General features: G+C 59.7%; 21 protein-coding genes and 1 tRNA gene. 13 read left to right on the plus strand and 9 right to left on the minus strand.

Features of this window, described 5'->3' with window-relative positions; all coding sequences use genetic code 11:
- The first annotated feature begins 101 nt into the window (after positions 1-101).
- Complete coding sequence (locus RTH46_RS12865) at positions 102-1,529, plus strand: diguanylate cyclase (RefSeq protein ID WP_316905840.1); 1,428 nt, start codon at positions 102-104, stop codon at positions 1,527-1,529.
- Between the two features lies 1 nt (position 1,530).
- Here RTH46_RS12865 and RTH46_RS12870 read toward each other — a convergent pair whose 3' ends face one another.
- Complete coding sequence (locus RTH46_RS12870; protein ID WP_153787139.1) at positions 1,531-2,292, minus strand: sulfite exporter TauE/SafE family protein; 762 nt, start codon at positions 2,290-2,292, stop codon at positions 1,531-1,533.
- Between the two features lie 100 nt (positions 2,293-2,392).
- Between RTH46_RS12870 and RTH46_RS12875 the strand changes: the two genes are divergently transcribed.
- Positions 2,393-3,292 (plus strand): LysR family transcriptional regulator, encoded by a 900-nt coding sequence (locus RTH46_RS12875; RefSeq protein ID WP_316905841.1) that lies wholly within the window; start codon positions 2,393-2,395, stop codon positions 3,290-3,292.
- Between the two features lie 137 nt (positions 3,293-3,429).
- On the opposite strand, the gene RTH46_RS12880 is transcribed toward RTH46_RS12875, so the two are convergent.
- Together RTH46_RS12880 and RTH46_RS12885 are read right to left on the minus strand one after the other, a co-directional pair.
- Positions 3,430-3,624 (minus strand): hypothetical protein, encoded by a 195-nt coding sequence (locus RTH46_RS12880; protein WP_316905842.1) that lies wholly within the window; start codon positions 3,622-3,624, stop codon positions 3,430-3,432.
- 464 nt (positions 3,625-4,088) lie between these two features.
- The gene (locus RTH46_RS12885) at positions 4,089-4,445 is read right to left on the minus strand and encodes an SH3 domain-containing protein (RefSeq protein WP_153787136.1); all 357 of its coding nucleotides are present in this window, start codon (positions 4,443-4,445) and stop codon (positions 4,089-4,091) included.
- A gap of 377 nt (positions 4,446-4,822) precedes the next feature.
- On the opposite strand from RTH46_RS12885, the gene RTH46_RS12890 reads away from it, so the two are divergent.
- The 3 genes from RTH46_RS12890 (at position 4,823) to arfB (ending at position 5,925) form a co-directional block, all read left to right on the plus strand.
- Complete coding sequence (locus RTH46_RS12890; RefSeq protein ID WP_316905843.1) at positions 4,823-5,008, plus strand: hypothetical protein; 186 nt, start codon at positions 4,823-4,825, stop codon at positions 5,006-5,008.
- Positions 5,009-5,102: 94 nt separating this feature from the next.
- On the plus strand, positions 5,103-5,303 hold the full coding sequence (locus tag RTH46_RS12895; RefSeq protein ID WP_316905844.1) for a hypothetical protein: 201 nt from the start codon (positions 5,103-5,105) through the stop codon (positions 5,301-5,303).
- 208 nt (positions 5,304-5,511) lie between these two features.
- Positions 5,512-5,925 carry an alternative ribosome rescue aminoacyl-tRNA hydrolase ArfB gene (gene arfB, locus RTH46_RS12900; RefSeq protein ID WP_316905908.1) on the plus strand — a complete coding sequence of 138 codons (414 nt, stop codon included), beginning with the start codon at positions 5,512-5,514 and terminating at the stop codon, positions 5,923-5,925.
- A gap of 204 nt (positions 5,926-6,129) precedes the next feature.
- Here arfB and RTH46_RS12905 read toward each other — a convergent pair whose 3' ends face one another.
- The 4 genes from RTH46_RS12905 to RTH46_RS12920 all read right to left on the minus strand — a co-directional run bounded on the left by RTH46_RS12905 (position 6,130) and on the right by RTH46_RS12920 (position 12,054).
- Positions 6,130-6,990, minus strand: coding sequence for an FRG domain-containing protein (locus RTH46_RS12905; protein WP_316905845.1), 861 nt, complete (start codon positions 6,988-6,990; stop codon positions 6,130-6,132).
- A 391-nt stretch (positions 6,991-7,381) separates the two neighbouring features.
- Positions 7,382-11,113, minus strand: coding sequence for a hypothetical protein (locus RTH46_RS12910; RefSeq protein ID WP_316905846.1), 3,732 nt, complete (start codon positions 11,111-11,113; stop codon positions 7,382-7,384).
- A 481-nt stretch (positions 11,114-11,594) separates the two neighbouring features.
- Complete coding sequence (locus RTH46_RS12915) at positions 11,595-11,879, minus strand: hypothetical protein (RefSeq protein ID WP_316905847.1); 285 nt, start codon at positions 11,877-11,879, stop codon at positions 11,595-11,597.
- Positions 11,880-11,966: 87 nt separating this feature from the next.
- Positions 11,967-12,054 (minus strand) — tRNA-Ser (locus RTH46_RS12920).
- A 149-nt stretch (positions 12,055-12,203) separates the two neighbouring features.
- Here RTH46_RS12920 and RTH46_RS12925 point away from each other — a divergent pair.
- The 8 genes from RTH46_RS12925 to RTH46_RS12960 all read left to right on the plus strand — a co-directional run bounded on the left by RTH46_RS12925 (position 12,204) and on the right by RTH46_RS12960 (position 17,969).
- Positions 12,204-12,875, plus strand: a complete 672-nt coding sequence (locus RTH46_RS12925; RefSeq protein WP_153787132.1) for a Bax inhibitor-1/YccA family protein — start codon at positions 12,204-12,206, stop codon at positions 12,873-12,875.
- Positions 12,876-13,063: 188 nt separating this feature from the next.
- On the plus strand, positions 13,064-14,443 hold the full coding sequence (locus RTH46_RS12930; protein ID WP_316905848.1) for a uracil-xanthine permease family protein: 1,380 nt from the start codon (positions 13,064-13,066) through the stop codon (positions 14,441-14,443).
- Between the two features lie 87 nt (positions 14,444-14,530).
- On the plus strand, positions 14,531-14,923 hold the full coding sequence (gene tusD / locus RTH46_RS12935) for a sulfurtransferase complex subunit TusD (RefSeq protein ID WP_316905909.1): 393 nt from the start codon (positions 14,531-14,533) through the stop codon (positions 14,921-14,923).
- Position 14,924: 1 nt separating this feature from the next.
- Entirely contained in the window at positions 14,925-15,284 is a 360-nt protein-coding gene (gene tusC, locus RTH46_RS12940) for a sulfurtransferase complex subunit TusC (protein ID WP_110993212.1), read from the plus strand.
- Positions 15,284-15,580 carry a sulfurtransferase complex subunit TusB gene (gene tusB / locus RTH46_RS12945; RefSeq protein ID WP_153787129.1) on the plus strand — a complete coding sequence of 99 codons (297 nt, stop codon included), beginning with the start codon at positions 15,284-15,286 and terminating at the stop codon, positions 15,578-15,580. Before tusC ends, tusB begins: the two co-directional genes overlap by 1 nt.
- Complete coding sequence (locus tag RTH46_RS12950) at positions 15,577-15,912, plus strand: TusE/DsrC/DsvC family sulfur relay protein (protein WP_125464648.1); 336 nt, start codon at positions 15,577-15,579, stop codon at positions 15,910-15,912. Before tusB ends, RTH46_RS12950 begins: the two co-directional genes overlap by 4 nt.
- The gene (locus RTH46_RS12955; RefSeq protein ID WP_316905849.1) at positions 15,909-16,910 is read left to right on the plus strand and encodes a glycosyl transferase family protein; all 1,002 of its coding nucleotides are present in this window, start codon (positions 15,909-15,911) and stop codon (positions 16,908-16,910) included. The genes RTH46_RS12950 and RTH46_RS12955 overlap by 4 nt, the downstream gene beginning before the upstream one ends.
- A 96-nt stretch (positions 16,911-17,006) precedes the next feature.
- Positions 17,007-17,969, plus strand: coding sequence for a glutathione S-transferase family protein (locus RTH46_RS12960; protein WP_153787127.1), 963 nt, complete (start codon positions 17,007-17,009; stop codon positions 17,967-17,969).
- Between the two features lie 105 nt (positions 17,970-18,074).
- Here the strand turns inward: RTH46_RS12960 and cysG are convergent, their stop codons facing one another.
- Both cysG and serS read right to left on the minus strand, forming a co-directional pair.
- Entirely contained in the window at positions 18,075-19,466 is a 1,392-nt protein-coding gene (gene cysG, locus RTH46_RS12965; RefSeq protein ID WP_316905850.1) for a siroheme synthase CysG, read from the minus strand.
- 1 nt (position 19,467) lies between these two features.
- Positions 19,468-20,748 carry a serine--tRNA ligase gene (gene serS / locus RTH46_RS12970; RefSeq protein ID WP_316905851.1) on the minus strand — a complete coding sequence of 427 codons (1,281 nt, stop codon included), beginning with the start codon at positions 20,746-20,748 and terminating at the stop codon, positions 19,468-19,470.

The raw sequence follows: 20,748 nt of genomic DNA on the forward strand, positions 1-20,748 counted from the left end.
CAGGAAATTCCCGGCGAATTGACATCAATTGGCGACTTGAAACAAACTGACGCGACTTTGCCCCAGGTGCCTACGGCCGTTTTCCTGGATTCCGTCCTCGCTTGCCGGTCGAGCTTATGGTGTCTCCAGTTCCGTCGCGCCTGCTGCCTTTCGCCATCCTGTTCGGCCTGACGCTCGTCCTGACACTTGCGGGCATCCTGGCCAGGCCGATCGAATCCCTGTCGCTGTTCTGGCCGGTCAACGCCGTACTCGCCGGCGTCTTGCTGCGCAACCCGCGCCAGGCCACAGCAGCCGGCTTTGGCCTGATCTACCTGGCGATGGTCGCTGCCGACCTGGCTACCGGCTCGGAGTGGCAACCGGCGCTGTGGTTCAACCTGTGCAACCTGGGCGCCATCCTCAGCATCTGGTACCTGATGGCCCGTTTGCCACGGGTTCACCGGCGCCTGCGCACACCCCACGGCACCCTGTGCCTGTTCGGTGCCTGCGCCGTCGGCGGCATGGTGGCCGCCAGCCTGGCCTGTGTCATGGCCGCGCCGTGGTTCGAGCAGTCGTTGCGCGCCACCTGGCTGGCCTGGTTCAGCGAGCAGTTCTCCACCAGCGTGCTGGTCCTGCCGGTTCTGCTCACCGCCCCCTCGCCCCGCGCCTTCACCCGCAGCGGCAGCCAGCCGATCTCCCTGGCCCCGCTGCTGGTGTTGCTGGCCTCGCTGGCATTGAGCATCTTTTTTGGCGGGCCGGGGGCAATTGCCTTCCCGATCGCCGCCCTGTTGTGGTGCGCCTTGAGCTACTCACCGTTTCTCGTTTCGTTGCTGACCCTCACAGCCGGCAGTACTTTGATCGTTGCCGTGGCGCAGAACCTCATGCACTTCAGCGTGCCGCACAGCGAGCCGGGCGTGACCACTTTGATGTCGGCACGCCTGGGCATCGCCATGCTGGTGCTCGGCCCGCTGGTGGTGGCTTGCGTGAGCAATGCCAACCGCAGCCTGATGGCGCGCCTGGCGCACCAGGCCACCATCGACCACCTCACCGGCACCCTCACCCGCAGCGCCTTCACCCGCCGCGCCAACGGCCTGCTCGACAGCCGTCAGCAGCAGGCTCCAGCCCTGCCGTTGACCTTGATGATGCTCGACATCGATCATTTCAAGACCATCAATGACCGCCACGGCCACGCAGTGGGTGACCAGGTACTGCGCCAGTTTGCCGACACCGTGCAGGACCAGTTGCATGACGGCGAACTGTTCGCCCGCCTGGGTGGCGAGGAGTTCGCCATTGTCGTCCCGGGGCTGGCGCCGGAGTTGGCCAGGTTCACTGCCGAACGCCTGCGCCGGGCCGTTCAGGACCTGCAGTTCGCCCAGGCCGGGCAGCGCCTGCAGATCACGGTCAGTATCGGCATCGCCGGTTGCAGCAGTGACGATGCCGCGCCCAGCCTCGACGTGCTGCTGGCCAGGGCCGATCAGGCGCTTTACCGCGCCAAGGCCCATGGCCGTAACCGTATCGAGCTGGCCGAGGCCCAACGCCAGATCGTGGTCTGACTCAACCGTTGAACAGGTCCCAGCTCAGCTTGGCGATCAGCACACACAGCAGGATCAGGAACAACCCGCGCACGAACCCCGCCCCCTTGCGCACCGCCAGCCAGGTGCCTGTCAACGCGCCGAGGATGTTGAACAGCGCCATCGGCAGGGCAATCGCCCACAGCACATTGCCCGAAGGGATGAAGAACACCAGTGCCGCCAGGTTGGTGGCGATGTTCACCAGCTTCGCCGAGGCCGAGGCATGCAGGAAGTCGAGGGCGAAGAAGCGAATGAACAGGAAGATCAGGAAACTGCCGGTACCTGGCCCGAACAGGCCGTCGTAGAAACCGATGGCGCCACCGATCAACACCGCCAGGCATTGCTCCTTGCGGCCGATGACGGTGGGTTTGTGCAAGGTACCGAAGTCCTTCTTGCAGAAGGTGTAGATGGCCATCAGCACGATCATCGCCAGCACCATAGGCCGCATCACGCTGGCCGGCACCAGCGACACCGTGGCCGCGCCGCAGAACGACATGACGAAGGCGCTGAGCGCCGCCGGCACGATCAGCCCCCAGTCCAGCTTTACCTTGCGGATGAACGAACGCGCGGCAAAGCTGGTACCACAGACCGAGGCCAGTTTGTTGGTACCCAGCAGCGCGGCCGGCTGGGCAGTGGGCATCACGTTGAACAGGGCCGGGATCTGGATCAGCCCGCCACCACCCACGGCGGCATCGATCAGGCCAGCGGCGAAGGCAAACAGCGAAAGCAGGGCGATATCCATCATGTCGGCAGTCCAGGCGGCAATAAGCAGGCCGCCAGACTAATCAAAGCGCCGCGCTTGTGTTGAAATGCCACGTTGCAAAAACTGCAACGAGGAAAAGCCCATGGCACTGGACATGCTGCGTGAGATCCAAGCATTCGTCAGCGTTGCGCACAAACGCAGCTTCGTCAGCGCAGCCCGCGCCCTGGGCCGCTCCCCCAGCGCCGTTACCCGCGCGGTGCAGGCGCTGGAAGATAACAGCGGGGCCAAGTTGTTCAACCGCAGCGCCAGCACCGTGACCCTCACCGAAGCCGGCGAACGCCTGCTGCCCCATGCCGAGCGCTTGCTGGATGTGCAACGCGATGCCGCCGACGAACTGGCCGCGCTGGCCGGCAGTGCGCAGGGCTGGATCCGCCTGGCCGCACCCGAGGTGCTGGCCCAGCAGGTACTGCCGCAGGTGCTGGCCGAGTTCTCCAGGCGCCATCCACAGGTGACCCTCGATGTGCAATTCAGCGACCAGGCGCTCGACCCGCTGCTGGGCAAGCTCGACTTCGTTATCCGGGGTGCATTCCCCCAGTCAAGCGAGCTGATCGGCTACCCGCTGTGGAGCTACCGCCGACACCTGTATGCCAGCCCGCAGTACCTGGCTCGTGAAGGCACACCCCAGGGGCTGGAGGATCTGGAGCAGCACGCACTGATCCTGCATACCGCGCCACGCATCCTCAAGGCCTGGCACTTCTGCCGCGAGGGCCACATCACCAGCCTGCGGCCACAACCACGGTTGCGCCTGGGCTCAGGTGTCGCGGTGCTGCAAAGCACTCTGGCCGGCGCGGGCATCGCCCGGCTGGCCGACTGGCTGGCCGAACCCGAAGTGCGCGCCGGGCGCCTGGTGCGGGTCTGCGCCGATTACCACCTGACATCCAGCAGCGGCCAGGACCCGCAAATGCATGCGCTGTACCCGACAGGCGACGTGCCGACGCGGGTACGCGAGCTGCTGCAGGCCCTGCGCGCCGCGCGCCCGTAACCTCAAAAAACAGAGGCTGAAAACGCTGTTCACTTTCTGCTCAATTTAACAGAAGCCACGGATCACAAGGCCCAGAGAACTTTATCCACAGACCTACCCACGTTTTTTGTGGACAGTTTCGCCTACGCTTGCAGGATTTATCTGAGCTTCAGCAATGCCGTATTGGCCAACTTGACCAGTTCGATCCATTCACTTGCACTGATCACTCCAGAATGCTCCAAGGCTTCGGCACTGCGCAGTGCCTGATCGTAGCCCTCCTCATGCAGGATGCCCTCTGCGAGATAGCGACTGCGCCACTCCAGCATTGCTGTAGTGTCTTTCTTGCATTCCATAGTGCGTATTGTCTCCAAGGCAGGTGATCGGCCCGTGTTCCCGGGCCCTTTTTACGGGGGCGGGAGACTACACGAGCACCTTGCACTTGAGAATGACTTGCAGCTACCGCCTGTCTAGACGACTGCGGCAAATGGCCAAGGGCCGGAGGGAGAGAATCGAGCCCGCCTTGATGCCAGACGGGCTGAGGGATGAAGCGTGGGTTTTCAACCCGGCGGAATGGTACCCAGCAAACCGATCATGATAGTCAGCAGCAGAAAACCACCCAGGAACAGAGCAAGCTTGCCCATCGGAACCTCTACAGTGTGATGACGGAACAGCGGGGCCGGCCGATGCGGGTGCAGAGCAGCGCAACCGGCCCGGTGTTTGCCGGTTCGCAAGCGCCGGGCCTGGAAGGTATTGTCGGCTCGACGCTGATACGGTTACAGATTCAGGTTCGTGGAAAAAAAGCAGATCAGATGATCTTTCAGCAGCCCAGCAAGCGCAGTTTCTGCTGCGGCAACCAGCCCAGTTCGCCGTTGCGCAAGTTGCGGCACCACAGCCAGCCGTTCAGTGGTCGCAGGCCTTCGACCTGCTGGCCCGGGTCGATGTCCAGTTCATGGGCGCAATAAGCCTCCACCGCCCTGCCCCGGTCGACGCCGATCCGTTCGATCACCTGCGCCGGTACCCAGCCCGGCGCCTGCCCACTGCAACTGCACAGGTACCAGTCCTGCCAAGGTTCTTCGCCCTCGTAGCGCTGACCGATGTCCAGCAACGTGCCGCCGGCGAAGGTGATGGGGGTGGGGTATTCGCTGCGGTGGTGCTCTATCACGACGTACTTCACATGCCTCTCCCTGGCGGTGAAAAGCGTCGATGCTAGCAGAAACCGCCAACGCGGGATTGCCGGGGCCAGCAACTTCTCGCCCGAGTCAATTGCAACATATAGTTTCAGCCCATTCGAAGATATCCTACGGCGCCAAGTTCGTTATCGACGCTGCGTGTAGGGCTTAAGCCCAATCATGCCAAGGCTTTTAGTGCGACTGCTGGAGAACATCCTAGAATCAAGCCCTGATTTATTCGTAGGACCAATCTGAATGGTCTGTAGCCGAGTTATCGTAAATTCAGGAAGTGTGTATGAATGATCAGTATTGGCCTGCGGAATGAGCTGATACCTTCGTTGGCTCTAACAACGGCAAGGAGGCCCTTCAATATGAGAACGACATGGATCAGTACCACACCTCCGCCGTCTCCCTGCAAAAACACCTGCTGAACCTGCGCCAGGAACTGGTTCAGCTCAAGGCGCAAGGGCAACTGGAAAAGGCAGATCACCTCGCCGGGCTGATCGCGCACATCGAATTGACACTGGCTGACATGGGCCCGCCCTTCAGGTCACCGACGTTGCAGTGAACACAGGGGCTGGGTGAGCGCTTGGCCTTGAGGGTGGTAACCTGAGGCTCGAGCAGAATGTCACCCACCCTCAGACACCAGGAAGATCCGACACGTGCACGACGCACTCGATAGTCTACTAAGCGCAATTGCCAGCATTTTCGAAGCCATCGGCAACCTGTGTTATGCACTGCTCAACTGGCAAAGTTTCGACAAGCCACGCCGGGTGTTCACCCGTGGCTTCGTGGCGTTCTGCGCATTGGTGGCGGTACTGGAGTTGTGGTTTTTGAATGCGACGTTCGGGCAGGGTGCCTGATGGGGGAATGCGGCTGGGATGACTATGCCCAAGAGTGCAAAAGCCCTGAATATCAGGGCTTTGAATGTGGCGCTAGCGTGAGATTCGAGCTCATCGAAATGGCGCCGAGCGGACTGGAGCACAGTCTACGCGAAAGCTGTGCACGTGTTTTGTTCCGGGGAGAGCGGCGAAGAGTGTGATAATGGCGAGCAATCACAAGGGCCATGCCATGCTGACCATCTCCAACAACGTGCATCTGCCGGATGCCGACATTGAACTCACCTACATTCGCGCGCAAGGCGCAGGTGGGCAGAACGTCAACAAGGTGTCCAGCGCCGTGCACCTGCGCTTCGACATTCCTGCCTCGTCGCTGCCCGAGTTTTACAAAGAGCGGCTGCTGGCACTGCGTGACAGTCGCATCACCGGCGATGGGGTGTTGATCATCAAGGCCCAGCAGTACCGCACCCAGGAGCAGAACCGCGCTGACGCACTGGCGCGTCTAGCCGAGTTGATCATCGCTGCCGGCAAGACCGAGAAGAAACGCCGTCCCACCAAACCGACCCTTGGCTCGAAGACCCGCCGTCTTGAAGGGAAAGCCAGGCGGAGCAGTGTCAAGGCGGGGCGGGGGAAGGTGGAGTTCTAGGCCCTGTATGAAAAGCCTTGATACTCGGTGATGCTGCGTTGAAAACAGCCTCGAAATGCTCATTTACAACCCGTAAACTCCGCTTCCTCGGCTGCTTTCGAATTGCCTGACCTTCGCCTCAAGACTTTTCATACAGACCCTAGAGTTCCGCTAATACTAGCGAGAAAAAGATGGAGCAGCCTAACGGCTGCGCCTTTAGCGCCACTAGAGCGCCCATTTTTTCTTAATGTATTTCGAGGCAGATTCAATCTCCGGAAACATCGATCTAGAATTAATATTCAGAGAGTCCAAGTCACTGAGGATATTGAATTTTCTTTTTGCAGGAATTCTAATGCTTTTAACTGTAAAACCGGCCGAGTCCTCTGGATACTTATAATCTAAAAGTCCAGCCACAACAAATGCACCAGACTGCGCAATAATCCTGCGATTGCTTTTGGCAGGATACACAAAAAAATACTTGAAAAGATCAGTCGGCTTAATCACATTCAAGAAGTGCGGCTTCTCAGCTCGAACAAAATGAATAAGTCTTTCAACTTGATCGACCCCTCTGAACTCTTGAGTTAACCTTTCATCCCACTCAAAGCTTTTCTTGCGCTGAAGTTTTATGATCTCTTTCTGAACATCTTTCAGCCTGGCTAAGTTACATATAACGCTCACAGCATCGCTGTCTGCATATTTAACTCGAGTTTTACGAAAATTGAATACCTTGACCTCACCATCTTCGCCCATAAAGGATTCATCCGAGCAAGCAAAAAAGAGCCCAACAAGAGGATTTAGCGACACATCCAAAAGTCTGGTCGGCAGGCCGTAGTGTTGAGCCCTAACCAGCCTTTCAAACATTGTATTGTCTGCGCTGAAGTCAGCAGGCGTTTCAAGCATTAACTCTCTGAAAATATTAGATTCTGCATCAACCCTCAGATCTCTCATCACGGAGGGCTTCAAAGACCACGTGTAGTCAGCATGCCCCCTGTAGCAGCGTAGACTTCCACGACCTTTCGGAGAATCTTTAAATATATGATCAATAAAGCCTGATACGGAATGTATAATATTTAAATCTTCGGGCATGGCTCATCCTTTAATTCAATAGAGAAAAGGGGCGGGTTTGTTTTTTCACCAACAAAGCTGCACTCACACACTCTTGCACTCTATAACCTCAACTATTTTCTACGCTTCTTTTCCTCCATCGCATTATCCAGCGTCACCGACAACTCGTCGCGACTCTTGAAATGTGGCGAAGCTGTTGATTCCGGGATCCATGGCTGAATCTCGAGAATATTGAAATTCTGGTAGGCAATGTGTTTTGCCATGTTTTTTGAAGACTAATTAAAATGTCATAAAAGGCAGCAAAAGACCTATCCAGATCATCGATTGCCATCTCAGTATACTCATACAGGCGCAACAATCTAGGTTCTGTATGAAAACCTTTGAAACCTCGCCTAAGCCTCTGGAAGCCTGATTACCGCCTTCTTGCCCCATCCTCATCAATCAAGCGCTCCCCTCTCGCAACCTCAACCAAATGAACAAACCAGAACCAGCAATCTTCGAGAAGGCAAGGAGCGGCCTCAATTATTTGGAGAACCTCCTCTCTAGAGTATGCTTTGAACATACCAGCAAAGTACTGCATCTCATGAGGTCTAGGAGAGTTAATGAGCATTTTAGCGAGAAGCTCCTCGTGCACGGGACGGTGCATGGGATTCGCCGTAGCAGCCAATCGATACAGAAACTTACTCTGATCTATATATTCTGACTCGATACATCTTCGCAATGCAGAGACGGGAAACGAATCGAAACCTTCGAACACGTCAGGAATAAGCTTGGCCATCTCAGGCGTTACAAGCATACGATTCAAGAGATCCGCATTATAACTCGCTCCCCTGAGCAACTTTAAGATGCTTATCAAACGCTCGCCATCGTCAACGTAACGCAACACAAAATCAATGGCGAGCTCAGGAGAATGCACAAGGAGCGCTGGGGTAAAGCCATCCTCCCAGTTATTGGTCGCACTATACTGAGCAACCCAATCAGATAGAGGGTATTCAGCGCCATCCGATGTCTTCATACCTAGCCCTGCGCCAAATCTAATTTTCCAGTCAGCATGAAGTTCTATTGCTTGCAAAAGGTGGTAGGCAGGCAAAGCGTCCGGCTGCTTTGCAATAAATTTTGCAATATGCGGAATACCTTCTGGGAATACGCGCGCGACAGCATTCAGCACATCCTCCATAGCTTTTGGCTGCATGGGGCTACCTAATCTCCGCCAAATTTCATCAATGAGCGTTTTAGGCGCGCTTGGGAGGTAACGCATGCATGTGAGCTCGGGGATTTGATGAAGGCCAGCGAAAGACTGCGGCAATCGACTAATCAGCTCTGGAAGCAATGCCTCGCCGTAGCGAGCCACTAAGACCCGCCAACCGGTGTCTGCATGACCCGCCTCGATCCATTCTCGTGCTGTTTCATCATCGATTTCAAGCGAAAGTTGACTTGCCAAATGATGATGATGGCGTTCATTTGTCATTAGCGCGATTCGCTGAAAACGAGCGATCCAAGGCGATCCCCGCTCGACAACAGCGAAAGCAAGCAACTCTTGCGAGCGCTCATCCATTGAAGAGAACCGCTCTAGAAGGAAACCAAAGAGCTTGTGATCCCCGCAGCTGACCAGAATCATATTTAAGTGAAACCATGAACTTCCGCGGTGAATCAAACTCTCGTAATTTTCAGCCACGAATCTGGCAAAAGGACGGTTACTACGCCGCTCTGCAACATTACGGAGCTTCCAAGAGTGCAAGGCGATTGTTGTATCAAGATACGGCGTCACCCACTGTGGAACGTCGTGACAGCAGCCGAGCGCAGTAACCGCCGCGTCTTCCCAGCTTATTTTTCCATCCGATGCAACTTGCCTAAGCCATAGGCTCCACTCAGCCCCGCCTCGAGCAGCAATAACGTCGAGTACCAGACTACTATTTGGGGCTCCTAGCCACTCAGCGAGCGTAACTCGATGAGAATATAGAGCTTCTGGGCAAAGCGCTTGACGCCATTCTGATGGAGCTAAACGAGAAGAGCCTAATTCTCCGAGTATGTCTAGTGCTGGACGTAGGAACTCTGGCGCGCGACATTCTAACGCAGCCAAAGCGGCGCGATTGCGTACAGCTAATCGAGGGTCAGCTAGAGCAAGAGTTAACGCATCAACCAATGCCTGCGCAGGCCTTTCCGCTCCACGACTCGCGTCAAGTGTCGCGGCCAACACGATGTCACCTTGAATCGCTTCATTAACGTCATCCTCGACAGCTCGCCCACCGGCCTGGATCGCCAAGGCATAACTCGCTCTCGTGCGAAGCGAATTTATCGCACGTTCGGAGACAACAGCTTCGAGAAACCCACGTCCTGCGAGCCAACTCCAATAAAGATCATGCACAGGTACCGCCTGCCCACTGCGCTCAAGGATTGTACCTAGACTCCTCAGCAACCTAATCGAGTCGGTCAGTCCCACAAGAGCTGTTCGAGACTGGAGTTCATGGGCCAGACGCCCAAAAGATCGTTGTCCTGCTAGGCTTAGTTCAGCCACAGCCCCAGACAGCGCCTCGGTAAAACGCTCTGGCAACCCCCGCATGAGATGCTCATGGAACTGGCGCAACAAATCACCGGTCGAGGCAGAGCGCGCCTCTGAAAGAATATGAATCGCCAATAACAATGGCAGGCGCAGAAGATCCAGTACCGCACCGGATGGAAGCGCCTCCCCTAGGCCAGAACACGCGAGCGCGCAAGCCACTTGCTCGGGGGATAAGAGATCTAGAGTCCAAAGCTTGAAAGCTGCGTCATCAATGTCATGAAATTTCGCGGTCGCGACCAAGCGCACATTTCGTAGAGTGCGCATCGCCTTTCGCTTTTCACCCGGCTGCGAAGACATGGAAAGCTCGGACCAACCGTCAATAAAGACACATACTCTCGGATCTTTGAAAAGCGCAGACAGCTCAATTCCAGGCACTGCGTCTGTAACAATTTCCGCTAGCTCATCCCATCCTGCCACCTGCCCTGCCGGGAGATACAGTGGAACAAGTGGACCGTCTGTGAGCATCCTTTTGGCTGCCTGCCACAGAGCATGTGTTTTCCCAGAGCCCGGCTGCCCTATAATAAGATGCTTCGTTTCCGAACGCTTAACCAATTCCAATATTGTCAAGCTGGCTGGCTTTTCACGTACAACTTCGGTGATCACAGGTTCTTTTGCAAAGGTCTGCGCCAAAGCGCCTGCGGCGGCAGCCGATGCCGTTGGGAAAAGCAGATCGATCGAAGGCGGCATACCGGCCTCGATTAACAGCACCGCTAGTGCGCGTAGCTCCCCGATTTGCAAGTCTGCCTTCGAACGCTTCGCACCCTCCCCAAGCAAACGCTCAGCTATAGCTGATGGGATAGGAAATGACGTTGCACTTTCCATGCAGGCATGGAAGTCTAAACCATTGATTCGACGTGGAGCCGGCCCAAGAACACACGCGATCACATCACGAAAAACAGCATCATAAGCACGACGCGCCATTTCCGCGCTCGCTTGATACTCATAACGACGTGCAGCAAGGATCCGCCGATTACCCTCTTCAAGAGAGCGCCAGTCTAGGGCGCCACATGCAAAAGTCAGTGGACTGAGAAGCTCTCTCCTTAGTTTCTCGTCTGAACTATTGACTACAAAGCCTCTAAGCTGCTCAGACAACGAACGCTGAAGAAGGGCATTGCGAATCTGATCAACACCACCTCCTGAAGCAGCTGCATCCCAAGCAAGCAGTCCAGCCACTCCAGAGGCTAACGCTCTGTCACGCTCAACGCCGATTTTAGATGTCGTTAGAAAAACGAGTTTAACTTCCCGGCCTGGGTTACAAACACGAAGCCTATGTAAAGACTCAATAGCATGTAGCACATCCGGAGAATTCAGCGTGACCGCCCCTGATTCACGGGTATCTTTCACCTGTGTCGCTCTCAGCACCTCATCAAACGTGCCCTCTTGGCGAAGAAGCTCAGTGTAGTCTTCAGCTACCTCCAGATAGAGTTCATCGTCCGGTCCTAGATCGACCCAGGCTGCAGCTGATGCATGTAGTTGATACACGTAACCGCGAAGCGATGCAGTCGCCTGTCGTTTTACGTCTACCGGCGGAACCGTCCAGATTCGAGATGGTTCCCCAAAGATAGATACTGGAGAAGTCGACATGGGGGGGTGAGCTCTATTATGCGCAACCATTGGGCAAAAGCGGTTAGATAGCGATTAGCGAGATAGTACACGATAAAAAAGCCTTGAGCAGGAAGCTCGCTTTGAGCTAGCAAAGGCATCACTCTCCAGCCTTACCTTTGCGATACGGGGCCTAGGCATCGCGCACTTCATGTCCCACGCTACTCAGCGCAAGCGCCTGCCCAACTCACCTTGCGTAAGTCAAGCAGACACCCTCTGATGTGGTAACAGCTGTTCGATCTAACTGGCCCGATGCGTCGGCAAGCGCGTCAGCACATTCTTAAAGTTTCGCGCATGTTCGAGCAGGTCATTAAGCAAGTTGCCTTGTGCTGGGCTGATCTGCTCGCTGCGCTTGGCAAACTTGTGGCGTTTGAGAATGGTGGAAAGTGGCGTGGGCAGCCTGATCAGAAAGATTCTGGAGCGGGACTCACTCCATGGATCGCCCTACCTGTTGTTAAGCGATTTAGGCAAACAGGTCTCGGCGGCCATGCTTCGCCATCGATGGGACGATGCCAGAGATGAAGCTGTGAAGGAGGCAGTCGCTGCCGGCGACTAGGTCCTGGCCGGTCGGATCAGCCAGTTCCAGTTCCGCGACATTCGCCCGAAAGCTGCATCGAAAATCACTGATGTTGACCACGCCAGCCTGCTGCTGGGGCACACCATGGGCGACATTACCGAGCGGGTTTACCGCCGCGTTGAAGCTCTGGCGAAACCCACCAAATAGCGAAAGTTTTGCCAGCGATGGCAAATCAAACCATTCCCAAGGGTGTTCCCAAGGGTGGTTTTTCCATTCCCCAATAACGCAAAAAGCCCTGAATAATCAGGGCTTTGAATATGGCGGAAGCGTAGAGATTCGAACTCTAGGATAGTTGCCCATCGACGGTTTTCAAGACCGTTGCCTTAAACCACTCGGCCACGCTTCCAGCTGGTTTTGCGGCGGCAATAATACCTTAATGTAACAAGCTGTCAAACTCTCTGTGTCGCGGGTTGCGGCAGCTCTGGTATGCTCCAGCAACCATACGTTTCATTCGCCAGGCTTCAACGCCTGGGTTCACAGCAAAGGAGTGTCGCCATGCGCGAACAGGATTACGCCGTCCACCACGGCCAGCAGGTCGAGCAGCAGGAGATCAGCAAGGTCCTGCGCAACACGTACAGCCTGCTGGCGCTCACCCTCGCCTTCAGCGGCATCATGGCCTTCGTCTCGCAGCAGATGGGCGTTCGCTACCCCAACGTATTCGTCGTGCTGATCGGCTTCTACGGCCTGTTCTTCCTCACCGCCAAGCTGCGTGATTCGGTCTGGGGCCTGGTATCGACCTTCGCCCTCACCGGCTTCATGGGCTTCATCCTCGGCCCGATCCTCAACCGTTACCTGGGCATGAGCGGTGGCGCCGAAGTCGTCAGCTCGGCATTCGCCATGACCGCACTGGTCTTCGGCGGCCTGTCTGCCTATGTACTGATCACCCGCAAGGACATGAGCTTCCTCGGTGGCTTCATCACCGCTGGCTTCTTCGTCCTGTTGGGCGCCGTGCTGGCCAGCTTCTTCTTCCAGATCAGCGGCCTGCAACTGGCGATCAGCGCCGGCTTCGTACTGTTCTCGTCGGTCTGCATCCTGTTCCAGACCAGCGCCATCATCCACGGCGGCGAGCGCAACTACATCATGGCGACCATCAGCCTGTACGTGTCGATCTACAACCTGTTCGTCAGCCTGCTGCAGCTGTTCGGCATCATGGGCCGCGACGACTGATTCAAGCCTGTCGAGCAGCCAGGAAAAGCCCGCTTCGGCGGGCTTTTTCGTGACTGATGAAAAGGCCGCATAAACTGACCTTTAAGTCAGCTTCATCTGCGATTGTGACGCTATCTTCCTAACCTCTACCCCTATCGGGATTCAGCCCGTAGAATGCGCTCCTTTTTTCTTCCAGGGCAGCATTTCCCATGAGTTCACACGAACACGGGCCGGGCGCGGCGACGCCTGCCAACGAACTGGTCCTGGGCCTTGAGGACAAGCCTCGCCTGTTGATCGGCCTGCTGGCGGCACTGCAGCACCTGCTGGCGATCATCGTGCCGATCGTTACCCCTGGGTTGCTGATCTGCCAGGCGCTGGGGGTCTCGGCTCGCGACACCAACCTGATCGTGTCCATGTCGCTGGTGATCTCCGGCATCGCCACCTTCGTGCAGTGCAAGCGCTTTGGGCCGTTCGGCGCCGGCTTGCTGATCGTGCAGGGCACCAGCTTCAACTTCGTTGGCCCGCTGATCGCGGGTGGCGCATTGATGGTCAAGCAGGGCACACCGGTTGAAAGCGTGATGGCGGCCATCTTTGGCGTGGTCATTGCCGGTTCGTTCGTAGAAATGGGTGTTTCGCGCATCCTGCCCTTCGTCAAACGCCTGATCACCCCGCTGGTCACAGGTATCGTCGTGCTGATGATCGGCCTGACCCTGATCAAGGTCGGCCTGATCAGCATGGGCGGCGGCTTCGGCGCCATGGCCAACGGCACCTTCGCCAACGGCGAAAACCTGCTGCTGTCGGGTGTGGTGCTGGCAATCATCGTCATCCTCAATCGTATCCCGGTGGTGTGGATGCGCAGCTGCGCCATCGTCATCGCCCTGGCCGTGGGCTATGCCCTGGCCGGCTACCTGGGCCGCCTGGACTTCACCGGCATGCACCAGGCTGCGTTGTTCCAGGTACCGACGCCGCTGCACTTTGGCGTGAGCTTCTCCTGGGCGCTGTTCATTCCGATGCTGGTTATCTACCTGGTCACTTCGCTGGAAGCCATCGGCGATGTCACCGCCACCAGCAAGGTCTCGCGCCAACCGGTCGAAGGCCCGGTGTGGATGCAGCGGATCAAGGGCGGGGTGCTGGTCAACGGCGCCAACTCGCTGCTGGCCGGCGTGTTCAACACCTTCCCCAGCTCGATCTTCGCCCAGAACAATGGCGTCATTCAGCTGACCGGCATCGCCAGCCGCCATATCGGCATCTGGATCGCCGCCATGCTGGTCCTGCTGGGCCTGTTCCCCAGTGTTGCCGGGGTAATCCAGGCGGTGCCGGAGCCGGTCCTGGGTGGCGCGGCCATGGTGATGTTCGGTGCCGTCGCCGCATCGGGCATCAACATCCTCGCCAGCACCCGCCTCGACCGCCGGGCGCTGCTGATCATTTCCGTGTCGCTGGCCCTGGGCCTTGGCGTGGCCCAGGTTCCGGAGTTCCTCGCACACATGCCGGCGGCGCTGCGCAACGTGCTGGAGTCGGGCGTCGCCACCGGGGGCATCTGCGCCCTGGTGCTCAACTGGTTCCTGCCGGAGAGCAAGCAACAGGCCTGATCGATCACGGCCTTGCAGACCGAGCCCGCGCCCACCAGCGCGGGCTTTTTGCTTTATCATGGCCGCATTCCTTTACACGGGTTTTCCATGAAATTCGCCATTGCGGTCTTTTCCCCGGCGCATGCGCCCTCCTCGCGTCGCGCCCTGCGCTTCGCCGAGGCGGCGCTGGCCGGCGGGCATGAAATTGCTCGGCTGTTCTTTTACCAGGACGGGGTGCACAGCGCCTCGGCCAATATCGTCGCGCCGCAGGATGAACTCGACGTGGCCAATCAATGGCGCGCGTTCATCAGCAAGCACCAGCTCGACGCCGTGGTCTGCATTGCCGCAGCCCTGCGCAGGGGCGTGCTCAATGAAGAAGAGGCCAACCGTTACCAGCGCCCGGCCGTGAACCTGCCGGCACCCTGGGAGCTGTCCGGCCTGGGCCAGCTGCACGAGGCCGCGCAGGTTGCCGAGCGCTTGATCTGCTTTGGGGGTGATTGAAATGGCCAAATCGCTTCTGATCATCAGCCGCCAGGCGCCGTGGAGCGGCCCGTCTGCCCGTGAAGCCCTGGATATCGCCCTGGCTGGCGGTGCCTTCGACCTGCCGCTGGGCATGCTGTTCCTCGACGACGGGGTGTTCCAGTTGGCTCAGGATCAGCACCCGGACGCCCTGCAGCAGAAGAACCTGGCCGCCAACCTCCAAGCCTTGCCGATGTTCGGCGTCGAGGAGCTGTTCGCCTGCGCTCATAGCCTGGCCCGCCGCGGCTTGGACAGCACCACGCTGGCGTTACCCGTCGAGGTCCTCGACGATGCCGCACTGGCCGCGCTGATCGCCCGTTTCGACCAGGTGGTAACCCTCTGATGACGACCCTGCACGTACTTGCCCACTCGCCTTTCGCGGACGAACGCCTGGCCAGCTGCCTGCGCCTGCTCGGCCCACAAGACGCGATATTGCTGTGTGGCGACGCCACCTATGCGCTCAAGGCCGGCAGCGAGCCCCTGCGCGCCCTGCAAGCCGCCAACCTCGAACAACGCCTGTTCGCCCTAGACGAAGACCTGCAAGCCCGCGCGCTCAGCAGCCCACTGGCCAAGGCCGTGGACTACCCGGCCTTCGTCGAACTCACCCTGCACTACGACAAGGTCAACAGCTGGCTATGAGCACCCTGACTGTCGGCGATCGCGCCATCGCCCTGGACAAAGACGGTTTTCTGGTCGACCTGCAGGACTGGTCCCACGAGGTCGCCGAATCACTGGCTGCCCGTGAGGACATCGCCCTGACCACCGACCACTGGGAAATCCTCGAGCTGTTGCGCCAGTTCTACGCCGAGTACCAGCTGTCGCCGGCCACCCGCCCGCTGATCAAGTACACCGCGCTCAAACTGGGCACGGAGAAGGGCAACAGCCCGCACCTCAACCGCCTGTTCAATGGCACTCCCGCCAAACTCGCCGCCAAGCTGGCGGGCCTGCCCAAGCCGACCAACTGCATATGAACGCACCTCGCCCGCTCACCCTGGAAACACCGACCGAACACCCCTTCGCCGAATTCGTGCGCATCCTGGGCAAAGGCAAGCGCGGTGCCCGCGGCCTGACCCGCGAAGAGGCCCGCGCAGCCATGACCCTGCTGCTCGAGGACAAGGTCGAAGATACCCAGCTCGGCGCCTTCCTGATGCTGCTGCGGCACAAGGAGGAAAGCGCCGAGGAGCTGGCCGGCTTCACCGAGGCGTTGCGCGCCCACCTGCAGGCGCCATGCATCAAGGTCGACCTGGACTGGCCGAGCTACGCCGGCAAGAAGCGCCATCTGCCCTGGTACCTGCTGGCGGCCAAGTGCCTGGCCGGCAATGGCGTACGCATCCTGATGCACGGTGGCGGCGCCCACACAGCCGGGCGCATGTATACCGAACAACTACTCGGCCTGCTGGACATCCCGCTGTGTCGCGACTGGGCAAGCGTTGCGCAAACGCTGGACACTCACCAACTGGCCTTCTTTCCGCTGCAGGACTGGGCGCCGCAGTTGCAGCGCATGATCGACCTGCGCAACACCCTCGGCCTGCGCTCACCGATCCACTCGCTGGCCCGAGTACTCAACCCCCTCGCAGCGCGCTGCGGCCTGCAGAGCATCTTCCACCCCGGTTACCAGGCCGTGCACCGTGAGGCCAGCCGGCTGCTGGGCGACCAGGCATTGGTGATCAAGGGTGACGGTGGCGAGATCGAGATCAACCCGGATGTCACCAGCCATCTTTACGGCGCTTCGGCCGGCGATGCCTGGGACGAGGAGTGGCCGGCCCTGAGCGCCCAGCGCCATGTGAAGCCCGCCAGCCTGCAGCCGGAGCACCTGCTGGCCGTGTGGCGCGGAGAAGCCGAAGACAGCTACGGTGAAATGGCCGTGGTCGCGACCATGGCTCTGGCCTTGCGTGGCCTGGGCCAGGACCGTGAACAGGCGTTCAATACCGCCCGCGCCTACTGGTGCGCCCGCGAAAACATCAAATAAACAGATCTGTTAGCCGCACTCTTTGCGCTATTCGTTCGAACGCATTGCTCTAGACTGAGTTCCAACGACAAACACTTTGTTCCGAGGAGCTCCAGCATGGGCCTTTTGATCGATGGCCGCTGGCATGACCAGTGGTACCAGACCAGCAAGGACGGCGCCTTCCAGCGCGAAAATTCGCAACGACGCAACCCACTGCCCGCCCCCGAAGCCGGCCGCTACCACCTGTATGTGTCGCTCGCCTGCCCCTGGGCCCACCGCACCCTGATCGTGCGCGCCATCAAAGGGCTGGAGCCGCTGATCGATGTGTCGGTAGTCAGCTGGCTGATGGGCGAGCATGGCTGGACCTTCGACCAGCAGGAAGGCTCCAGCGGCGACCACCTCGATGCCCTGCAGTACCTGCACCAGCGTTATACCCAGGACGACCCGCACTACACCGGGCGCGTGACGGTGCCTGTACTGTGGGACAAACAGGAAAAACGCATCGTCAACAACGAGTCGGCCGAGATCATCCGTATCTTCAACTCGGCATTCGACGAGCTGACCGGCAATACGCTGGACCTCTACCCAGCACCGCTGCGCAGCACCATCGATGCACTCAACGAGCGCATTTACCCGGCAGTGAACAACGGCGTCTACCGCGCAGGTTTCGCCACCACGCAGGAAGCCTACGAAACGGCGTTCGATGAGGTGTTCAATGAGCTGGAGTATCTGGAGGGGCTATTGGCTAGCCAGCGCTACCTGGCCGGCGAATACCTGACCGAAGCTGACGTACGCCTGTTCACCACGCTGGTGCGTTTCGATGCGGTGTACCACGGCCATTTCAAGTGCAACCTGCGCCGCCTGAGCGACTACCCGAACCTGTCCAACTGGCTGCGCGAGCTGTACCAGTGGCCGGGGGTGGCGGGTACGGTGGACATGGAACATATCCAGAAGCACTACTACATGAGCCACAAGACCATCAACCCGAACGGGATCGTGCCCAAGGGGCCGCTGCAAGATTTCAATCGGCCCCATGATCGGGAGCGCTTGCCGGGCAAAGGCATCTGGCAGAGTAAATGAAGACCCCACGTGGGAGCGGGCTTGCCCCGCGATAGCGCCAGAGCAGAGAGCAATGTTGCCGCTGCTGTCGCTATCGCGGGGCAAGCCCGCTCCCACGAGGTGTGCTCAGCTGTTTTGCGAACCTTCAAACCACGCCAGCTTCTCGCGCAACTGCACCACTTCCCCGACGATCACCAGGGTCGGCGCATGCACTTCATGCCGGGCCACCAGCTCAGGCAAGTCGGCCAAGGTACCGGTGAACACCCGCTGATTGCGTGTGGTCCCCTGCTGCACCAGCGCTGCCGGCGTACTGGCCGCACGGCCATGGCGAATCAACTCGGCGCAGATGGTCGGCAGCCCCACCAGCCCCATGTAGAACACCAGGGTTTGCGCAGGCGCCACCAGGTCGTGCCAGGGCAGGTTGCTGGTGCCATCCTTCAGGTGGCCGGTCACGAAACGCACCGACTGGGCATAGTCGCGGTGGGTCAGCGGAATACCGCCGTAGGCCGAACAACCGCTGGCTGCGGTGATGCCAGGCACCACCTGGAACGGGATACCCTGCTCGGCCAGCTCCTCGATCTCTTCGCCACCCCGGCCGAAGATGAACGGATCCCCCCCCTTGAGCCGCAGCACGCGCTTGCCCTGGCGGGCCAGATCGACCAACAGGCGGTTGATCTGGTCCTGCGGCACGCTGTGGTCGGCGCGGCGCTTGCCGACATAGATACGCTCGGCATCGCGCCGGCACATCTCGATGATGGCCGGGGCCACCAGCCGGTCATACAGCACCACGTCGGCCTGCTGCATCAGGCGCAGGGCACGGAAGGTCAGCAGGTCCGGGTCACCCGGGCCGGCACCGACCAGATACACCTCGCCACCCTGCTGCACCGGCGCGCCGTCGACCATTGCCTGCAACAGGCGTTCGGCCTCGGCACCCTGCCCGGCCAGCTGGCGCTCGGCGATCGGCCCCTGGAACACGTTCTCCCAAAAGCCGCGGCGCTGATTGACGTCAGGGTACAAGGCCTTGACCTGATGGCGGAAACGCGCGGCCAGGCCTGCCAATTCGCCATAGGCGGACGGGATCCAGGCCTCCAGCTTGGCGCGAATCAACCGCGCCAGCACCGGCGCGTCGCCACCGCTGGAGACCGCCACCACCAAGGGCGAGCGGTCGACGATGGCGGGGAAGATCACCGTGCACAAGGCCGGCGCGTCAACCACATTGACCGGCAGGCTGCGTGCCTGCGCATCCGCCGAGACCTGGGCATTGAGCCCGGGGTCATCGGTGGCCGCGATCACCAGGCGACAGCCGTCCAGGTCCGACGGCTGATAGCCGCGCACCAGCACCTCGCCACCGCCCTCACGGGCCAGTGCGGCGAGCTGGCCGTCTACCTCCGGCGCCACCACCCGCAGCGCGGCGCCGGCATCGGCCAGCAGGCGCGCCTTGCGCAGGGCGATCTCGCCACCGCCGACGACCAGCACGCGGCCGCCCTGCAGCTTATGGAACAGCGGCAGGTAATCCATCTCAGCGAATGACCTCGACGCCACCCATGTACGGCTTGAGCACTTCCGGCACACGGATCGAGCCGTCGGCCTGCTGGTAGTTCTCCAGCACTGCCACCAGGGTACGGCCTACTGCCAGGCCGGAACCGTTGAGGGTGTGCACCAGCTCCGGCTTGCCGGTTTCCGGGTTGCGCCAGCGCGCCTGCATGCGGCGGGCCTGGAAGTCGCCGCAGTTGGAGCAGGAGCTGATTTCACGGTACTTGTCCTGGCTCGGCACCCACACTTCCAGGTCGTAGGTTTTCACCGCGCCGAAGCCCATGTCGCCGGTGCACAGCGCCAGCACGCGATACGGCAGCTCCAGCAGCTGGAGCACGCGCTCGGCGTTGGCGGTCAGGCCTTCCAGCGCCTCCATGGATTTTGCCGGCTCCACCACCTGGACCATCTCGACCTTGTCGAACTGGTGCTGGCGGATCATGCCGCGGGTGTCACGGCCCGACGCGCCGGCCTCGCTGCGGAAGCATGGGGTGTGGGCAACCAGCTTGAGCGGCAGTTGCTTGGCGTCGAGGATCTGGTCGGCCACCAGGTTGGTCAGCGACACTTCGGCGGTCGGGATCAGGTAGAAGTCGGCCTCGCCTTCGCGGCTGATCTTGAACAGGTCTTCCTCGAACTTCGGCAGCTGGCCGGTGCCCTGCAGGGCCGGGGCCTGGACCAGGTACGGGGTGTAGTGCTCTTCGTAGCCATGCTCGCCGGTGTGCAGGTTGATCATGAACTGCGCCAGGGCACGGTGCAGGCGGGCAATCGGGCCACGCAGCACGGCGAAGCGGGCACCGGACAGCTTGGATGCCGCCTCGAAGTCCAGGCCACCGCTGATTTCGCCCAGGGCCACGTGGTCCTTGATCTCGAAGTCGAAGGCCTGCGGGGTGCCCCAGCGGCGCACTTCGACGTTGTCGTCTTCGCTGGCACCGACCGGGACGCTGGCATCCGGCAGGTTGGGGATGGTCAGCAGGATGCCGTCGAGTTCCGCCTGGATGCCGTCCAGCTCGGCCTTGCCGGCGGCCAGCTCGTTGGCCATGCGCTCGACGTCTGCCATCAGCGGGGCGATGTCCTCACCCTTGGCCTTGGCCTGGCCGATGGACTTGGAGCGGGCGTTACGCTCGGCCTGCAGTTGCTCGGTACGGGTCTGCACCGCCTTGCGGCGCTCTTCCAGTGATTCGATGCGCGCGACATCCAGGCTGAAGCCACGGGAGGCCAGGCGGTCCGCCACTTCCTGAAGTTGGCCGCGTAACAGTTTGGAATCGAGCAT

Origin of the sequence: Pseudomonas sp. zfem004 (assembly GCF_032621715.1) — a bacterium.
In the GTDB taxonomy this organism is placed as follows: Bacteria; Pseudomonadota; Gammaproteobacteria; order Pseudomonadales; family Pseudomonadaceae; genus Aquipseudomonas; species Aquipseudomonas sichuanensis.